Below are 6,520 nucleotides of genomic sequence, written 5' to 3'. Positions count from 1 at the left end.
GGTCGGGGCAGCAAAGGCAGTGGGGGTTGAAGCAAGGCAGCAAGCAGGACGCTGTACGGGGCTGTGCGACGGGATGGGGCAGTGCGCAGGTTGGGGGAGTTCGGCAATGCGGTCGCGGTCCGCCGGACGGGAGTGAAGGGCAGTGATGCACGCAGGGCATGTCGGTGCGGGGCCGTCGTGATCGAGCCTGTTGGCAGCTCACGGGAACGCGACCGCCGGCACACGACAGGGATCAAAGGCGGGAGTGGAGTGGCGGGTCGGGGGGAAGCAAGAGACGTCGGGTTCCGTGGATGGGTTGCTCCCGGGAGCCGGCGCGCCTCGCAAATCTCATCGCGGGTAGCCGCGGTGTCTGGAACGGGGAGAAGCCTCATGGGAGCGGTGTCCACCATCACCGCGGCATTCGTGGTCCTGGCGGCGCACACCGCCATCGCCCAGACGCAGGAGCTGCGGCGCCGCACGAGTGATCCGGAACGCCTGGCACCCTTCGGACTGATGCTCGACGCGGGCATGCCCGAAGGCGCGGGACTCTCCGCGGTCTTCCGGCCTTCGCCTCACGTCCGCCTGCACATCGGCGGTGCGCACAACGGATTGCGCGGTGCCGCGCGCGTGGGACTCACGCTGCTGCCGCTGCGCGGAACCTTCTCTCCCTCGCTGTCCCTGGAACTCGGCCACGCGCAGGCCGCGAGCACCGAGACGCTCAACCGGAGACTCGCGGACCGGACGCTGTTGCCCGCGTCCTCCATGGAGCGCGTGGGCTACTCGTACGCCAGTGCCCACCTGGGCCTGGAATTCAACGCCACGCGGCGGCTCAGCTTCTTCGTGCGCGGCGGCATGAGCGTCATGGAGATGGCGGTCCCCAGCCTCCAGAAACTCGACGAACCCTTCCGCGACGCGCTGACGCCCGTGGAGACGCGCTCCTGGGGCATGCGCGCCCTGCAGCCGTCCGCGAAGCTCGGCTTCGCCCTCTTCTTCGGCTGACCTCTCGCGGCCAGGCGCGCGCTACGTCGCCGCCAGCCGCTGCGCGAGCACCTGTTCGAAGAACACCAGCGCCTGGTTCTCGGCCCAGAAGGACGGTCGGAGCAGGCTGCCTCCGACGAAGCCCACGTGGCCACCGTGCTCGGTCAACACCACGTGGATGAACGGGTTGTCCGGCGCCGTCCGTGGAATCACCGGCGTCACCAGCATCGGATCATCCGCGGAGCTCAACAGCAGCGTGGGCCGGCGGATGTCTCCCAACCGGGGACCCGAGGACGCCTCCCGGTAGTAGTGTTCCGCGCCCTGGAAGCCGTGCAGCGGTCCGGTGACGACGTCGTCGAACGCCCGGATGGTGTGCGCCGCCTGCATCGTCTTCAAATCGAACGCGCCCGGAAACCGCCGGAGCTTCGCGCGGGACTTGCTCTTGAGCGTGCGCAGGAACCGCTTGCGGTAGAACCAGAGGAAGCCGTCACCGCTGTCCAGCTTCCGGCAGCACGCGTCCAGATCATACGGCGCGCTGATGGACACCGCGGCGGCCACCGGGGCCGCGTCGCCCGTCTCCTCCAGGAGCCGGCACAGCACGTTGGCCCCCAGCGAGAACCCCACCGCGAGCATCGGGCCGGTGACGCGCGAGCGCACGTCCGCCATCACGAGCAGCGTGTCGCTCGTGTCCCCGGAGTGGTACGCCCGCGCCAGCCGGTTCGGCTCCCCGCTGCACGAGCGGAAGTTGATCGCCGTGGCGCCCCAGCCGCGCTTCGCCGCGCCCCGCAGGACCTCGGTGACGTAGCCCGCCTGGGACGACCCCTCCAGGCCATGCAGCACCACCACGTGTGGAGCGCCCGTCGGACCGTCGAAGCTGTCCAGGTCGACGAAGTCCCCGTCCGGCAGCTCCTTGCGCTCCCGCCGCAGGGGCGGCGAACGGGTGGGCCGCGCGAGCGAGGCGAAGATGGTCTGCGCATTCGCGCCGCGAATCCCCGGCGCGGGGATGAAGGGTTCAGTCGGTTGGAACTTCACGTCACGTCTCCCAGCACCCGAGTCCGTCCCGACAGGCCCGCCACCGTCCGGGCCGCTCGCATGGAGGCGCAGCCGGACACCCGCACGGCCTCCGCTTCGCCCGTGAGCTGGAACAGCGCCAGGTAGTTGTGCACGCGCTCCTCCAACGTCGGCGCTTCGATGCGGCGGCACACCTCATCCGCCGCGTAGTCCCGGCACACCTGGGGCCTCCGCTCGTAGACGGTGCACAGGTTGTCCGCGCCCAGGTGCGGGCAGCGGAGCCCCAGGGGCTTGTCCAACGCGGCGATGTCCGGCGCCACGCAGCAGGCGCCACAGCAGGTGCACTCCATGCAACTCCTTCAGCGGCGGATGGCCTTCTCGACCTTGCCCAGGTTCGTCACGGTGAGCGTGACGCCCTGGCCCTTCTTCCACCCGAGGAACTCGTCCTCGCGCGTGGGCTCCACCACGTGTTCCTTCACGCCGTCGTCGTCATAGCGCACGTTGACGCGGTAGGACTCCTCGCGTCGCACGCGCTCGTTCGTTCCGGCCGTCAGCTCCGGCCAGCGCGGCGCATCCTCCGTGCCCTTCAGCTCCCGCTGATCCACCTGCTTCCACGCGTACGTGTCGTAGGTGCACTGCTGCGAATAGACGGGCTCGTTGCGGTAGCGCGTCTCCGTCTGGCAGTCCTCGTAGGACTCGTTGCAGTACTTCGTCTCGTCGTGGCAGACCTCCTCGACGAAGCCGTTGCCCTTGTCACGGCGCCGGCACTTCTCCTCGGTGCCACACGCCACCTTGCGGGTCTTCGAGCGACACACGCGCTCGGTGCCATCCGCGACCCTGCGGGTGCCGCGCTGGCGGGACACGCAGCCGCGGATGTTCGTCACGCCCGGCACTTCGCCCGCGCCGTTCACCGGCATGCGCGGAGCAGTGGAACTCAGCTCATCCCTCCAGCCCGTGCGCGCCTCCGGGAGGAAGCGCTCCTGCACCACGGCGCGACGCCAGCTCGTGGCGGTGACCTCTCCCTTGAAGTCGTGCGTCATGTTGCCCCACGCACCTATCGCGCAGGTACCGAAGCAGCACGAGCCCAGGATGGCCATGACGATGAGCGCGATCTTCTTCCCGTTGCCTGGCTTGGGCGCGGGCTTCGGCGGCGGCTTGGGAGACAGGTCCGCGATGCGCGCGGCCTTCGCATCCGAGCCGCGCTCGGCGGAGCACTGCCGGCACCGCTTGGCGTCGCCCCGGTTGGAGGCGCCGCAGTAGGCGCAGAACCAGTCCTCGCCCGCGCCGGCCAGGTCCAGGGCCTGTTCGTCGGTGACGCCTTCGCGGACCGACTTGCCGGAGGCCGCGTCCACGTCACCGAAGTCGAACTCCGACTCCTTGCCCGTGAGCTCGCGCGGGTTGTTGCAGGAGGGGCAGTTCTTGTGGCGCGCGGGGATGTTCTTCGCGCCGCAGGAAGTGCAGTTCCAGGTGCCCTCGATGATGCGCCTTCGTTCAGCCATGGGCGCGCATCCTAGGGGACCTGTTGCCCCCTGACACATCCGGGTTAAGGTCGCCGCTCATTCCCACCGGGCCGGAGGTGGGGAGCCAGGCCGGTTTCCAGGACGGAAACGCGGAGGTTCCCATGTCTCGTCGGACGCTGGATGTGATTCCGAAGCACCGGATGCTGCGCCGCACCCTCTACAGCCTGCTGTTGGCCGCGCCCCTGATGCCCCTGGGGCTGGGGTGTGGAAACGGGGAGGATTGCGGCTACGGCCCCACCTCCCTCAGTGGTGGACTCGTCGCGCTCAACGCGGATGGAAGCCTCCCGAGTCGTCCGTCCTGCGACAGCTGCCCCGACCAGGGCGACGACGGTGCCCGGAGCACCGGCTGCTACGCGACGGCCTCCACGGTCGCCGGCAAGGCGGAGGTGATGTGCAACTATGTCACTTGCTCCAACGATGGTCGTCGGCCGGAGGGGTTGCGGGAGGCGCTCGTGCCGGAGTCCGGCGGGGCGATGGGAGCGCTCTTCGCGCACGCGGCCTGGCTGGAGGCGGCGTCGGTGCCGGCGTTCCTGCGGCTCGCGGACGAACTCAAGGCGCATGGGGCGCCGGACGCCCTGGTGAAGGCCGCGCGCCGCTCCGCGGGAGACGAGGTCCGCCACACCCGTGCGATGCAGGCGCTCGCCGAACGCCACGGCGCGACCCTGCCCGACGTGGACCTGCCGCCCTTCCAGGCCCGCTCGCTGGAGGAGATGCTCCTGGAGAACGCCGTCGAGGGCTGCGTGCGGGAGACCTTCGGGGCCTTCGTGGCGGGCTGGCAGTCGCGCACCGCGCGGGACCCCGAGGTGCGCGATACGCTGCGCGCCATCGCGAGGGATGAAGTGCGCCACGCGGAGCTGGCGTGGGCCGTGGATGCGTGGGCCCAGGAGCGACTGACGTCGACGCAGCGGGAGAGGTTGCTCCAGGCGCGGCGGGATGCGCTGCGCGTCCTGGGAGAAGAAGTGGAGGGGCACCGGCCGCCGGAGCAGCTCATCCGCGATGCGGGGATGCCGTCCCGAGAGCAGGCCCTGACCCTGTTCCAGGGCCTCGCGGGACTGGTGGCGTAGTCACCGGAAACGTTCCGTCGCCCGCGCCTCGTTCACGGCGCTGGCGGCGGAAACGCCCGCCGCGAAGTCACCTCCGGCCCGGGGCTGATAGCTCGGGCTGCCCGAGGCGGGGATGTGCTCGACCCACGCTTCATCCCGGGCGCTGTCGGAAGAAGTGCCCACCGCGAAGTCACCTCCAGCCCGGGGCTGACGACACAGGCCGACAAGATCGAGGCATCGCTCCGCACGCAGCGGCTGCTGACGGCGACGCTGTGGCCGTGACGTCACACCCAGAGGGCGCGAGGGAAGGGGACCTCTGGAGCGGCAGGCAGGCCCGCGCGCAGGGGGCGCAGCATGGGCAGCGACCCATCCCGCGGCACCCGCACGGCCCCGGGCACGCCCGCGAGCAGCGGCGCCGTCGCGGCCTCCTCCCACCACACCACGCGCTTGAGTCCCGCCTGGTGCGCCACGCGACGCGCCTCCGCGAGCAGGGCCTGCGCGTCCGAAGCATCCCGCGCATCCAGCATCAGCACCACCAGTTCGCCGTAGCGGGCCATCATCGTCCACAGCGCCGTGGAAGCACCCACCACCGCGCCGCACGTCCGGGGCCGGGGCCTTTCCAGTAGCTCCGCGTAGATGCGCTCCCGCTCCAGGTGCCAGTCCACCTGCGAGGCCGTCGGCCAGAGATGGAAGGGCACCTGGGGCCGGCGCATCCGCTCCAACGCCCGGGCCACGTCCGTCTCCTGGAGTCCGCCGTCCACCGCGCGTCCCCCCACCTCTTGCGATGCGTCCAGGTGCCAGTCCCACGCCGGGACCTCCACGTACCCCGAGCGGCGATACAGCGGCGCCCCGACATCGGAGAACAGGACGACGGAATGCGGACGCGGCGCCACGCGCTCAAGTTCCAGGGCGACCGCGTCCATCAACCGCGTGGCGTACCCCCGGCCGCGCAGGTGGTCCTCCGTGAAGACGCTGGCGATGGCATAGCTGTCGCCCTGCGCGAACCGTCCGTCTACGCCGCGCAGGAAGCTATCGGTGCGGAAGGTCTCGCACGAGGCCTGCACCGCGCCGTCGTCCCCCAGCCACAGCCACGTGCTCATGGCCTCGCGGCTCCACGGGTGGGCCCGCAGCCGCGCCTCGCGCTCCTGGTACTGCGGCACGCTCAGTGGGGAACCCCACGCGGCGTGGGTGACGGCGTCGCGTGCGCTCTTCTGCGCGTCGGTGGCGAGGACGAGGGACATGGTGCCGCGCAGGCTAGACGCGAGGCGCGCCCTGGCGCGAGCGCTACAGCCGCGTGCTGTACGGGAAGCGGAAGTGGAACTGCAGGTACGCCTGTCCCACGTGGAAGATGCCGTTGCCCAGCTTGTCCGGCAGGCCCAGTCCGCCCAGCTCCTGCGGCACGTAGAAGGTGGACTCCCAGCCCACGCTGATGAGGAAGCTCTTCGCGAGCTGGAACTCCAGGTCCGCGCCCACCTCCGCGCCGGGCCTCAGGAAGTGCGTGTCCGGCAGCGTGTCGGAGAACATGTACGCGTACGACAACACCAGCCCCGCGCCCACGGTGAAGCGCACCGGACTGGAGGACAGCGGCAGCCCCAGGCCCAGTGGCTTGAACGTGATGCCGTACATCCCCGTGTCCCGGTACTTCGGCGAGATGATGAACGAGTCCGGGATGAAGATGGACGGCGAGATGCGGATCTCCTCCACCTTCGTGGCCTGCTTGCGGTAGCGGGCCGGGATGACGCGCTGGTTCTTGCGCAGCCACTCCTTGTCCAGCACCGCGTCCACCGACAGCTTCAGCCCCGTGTGGATGGGCTGATCCTCGAAGACAGGCCCGAAGAACATGAACACCGCCGGGCCCACGCCCACGTCCACCGGCACGGTGACCTTCTGGGCCGCCGGAGCGAGGGCGGGCCATAGCAGCAGGGTGCTCAGCAGCAGGGGCAGGGCGGGTTTCAAGGGCGGGTCCTCGCGTACCGGGCCCCATGGGGA

Annotated in this window: 8 protein-coding genes; 3 read left to right on the top strand and 5 right to left on the bottom strand. The window is 70.4% G+C overall.

The window, feature by feature from the left end:
• Positions 1-369 precede the first annotated feature (369 nt).
• Positions 370-978 (top strand): hypothetical protein, encoded by a 609-nt coding sequence (locus D7V88_RS37710; RefSeq protein ID WP_120545396.1) that lies wholly within the window; start codon positions 370-372, stop codon positions 976-978.
• Between the two features lie 21 nt (positions 979-999).
• Here D7V88_RS37710 and D7V88_RS37705 read toward each other — a convergent pair whose 3' ends face one another.
• From D7V88_RS37705 to D7V88_RS37695, 3 genes are read right to left on the bottom strand one after another with little or no spacing between them, the layout of a single operon-like run.
• Complete coding sequence (locus D7V88_RS37705; RefSeq protein ID WP_120545395.1) at positions 1,000-1,989, bottom strand: hydrolase; 990 nt, start codon at positions 1,987-1,989, stop codon at positions 1,000-1,002.
• Entirely contained in the window at positions 1,986-2,318 is a 333-nt protein-coding gene (locus D7V88_RS37700) for a YkgJ family cysteine cluster protein (RefSeq protein ID WP_120545394.1), read from the bottom strand. The genes D7V88_RS37705 and D7V88_RS37700 overlap by 4 nt, the downstream gene beginning before the upstream one ends.
• A 9-nt stretch (positions 2,319-2,327) precedes the next feature.
• Positions 2,328-3,467 carry a zinc finger protein gene (locus D7V88_RS37695; RefSeq protein WP_120545393.1) on the bottom strand — a complete coding sequence of 380 codons (1,140 nt, stop codon included), beginning with the start codon at positions 3,465-3,467 and terminating at the stop codon, positions 2,328-2,330.
• A 122-nt stretch (positions 3,468-3,589) separates the two neighbouring features.
• Here D7V88_RS37695 and D7V88_RS37690 point away from each other — a divergent pair, with 122 nt between their 5' ends.
• Together D7V88_RS37690 and D7V88_RS43325 are read left to right on the top strand one after the other, a co-directional pair.
• Positions 3,590-4,552: a ferritin-like domain-containing protein gene (locus D7V88_RS37690; RefSeq protein ID WP_147449041.1), complete on the top strand. Its 963-nt coding sequence runs from the start codon at positions 3,590-3,592 to the stop codon at positions 4,550-4,552.
• Positions 4,553-4,666: 114 nt separating this feature from the next.
• Positions 4,667-4,813, top strand: a complete 147-nt coding sequence (locus D7V88_RS43325; protein ID WP_158625248.1) for a hypothetical protein — start codon at positions 4,667-4,669, stop codon at positions 4,811-4,813.
• Between the two features lie 2 nt (positions 4,814-4,815).
• Here D7V88_RS43325 and D7V88_RS37685 read toward each other — a convergent pair whose 3' ends face one another.
• Both D7V88_RS37685 and D7V88_RS37680 read right to left on the bottom strand, forming a co-directional pair.
• Complete coding sequence (locus D7V88_RS37685; RefSeq protein WP_120545391.1) at positions 4,816-5,772, bottom strand: GNAT family protein; 957 nt, start codon at positions 5,770-5,772, stop codon at positions 4,816-4,818.
• Positions 5,773-5,815: 43 nt separating this feature from the next.
• Positions 5,816-6,487 (bottom strand): hypothetical protein, encoded by a 672-nt coding sequence (locus D7V88_RS37680; protein WP_208726708.1) that lies wholly within the window; start codon positions 6,485-6,487, stop codon positions 5,816-5,818.
• Positions 6,488-6,520 lie beyond the last annotated feature (33 nt).

It is taken from the genome of Corallococcus terminator, from assembly GCF_003611635.1.
Classification (GTDB): Bacteria; Myxococcota; Myxococcia; order Myxococcales; family Myxococcaceae; genus Corallococcus; species Corallococcus terminator.
Note: the sequence above shows the minus strand (reverse complement) of the source record. Positions and strands in the feature narration are given on the sequence as shown.

What these genes read in the sequence shown, in the direction of transcription:
- D7V88_RS37695 (WP_120545393.1), bottom strand. Translation starts at nt 3,467, where the DNA reads ATGGCTGAACGAAGGCGCATCATCGAGGGCACCTGGAACTGCACTTCC.
- D7V88_RS37685 (WP_120545391.1), bottom strand. Translation starts at nt 5,772, where the DNA reads ATGTCCCTCGTCCTCGCCACCGACGCGCAGAAGAGCGCACGCGACGCC.
- D7V88_RS37710 (WP_120545396.1), top strand. Translation starts at nt 370, where the DNA reads ATGGGAGCGGTGTCCACCATCACCGCGGCATTCGTGGTCCTGGCGGCG.
- D7V88_RS37690 (WP_147449041.1), top strand. Translation starts at nt 3,590, where the DNA reads ATGTCTCGTCGGACGCTGGATGTGATTCCGAAGCACCGGATGCTGCGC.
- D7V88_RS37700 (WP_120545394.1), bottom strand. Translation starts at nt 2,318, where the DNA reads ATGGAGTGCACCTGCTGTGGCGCCTGCTGCGTGGCGCCGGACATCGCC.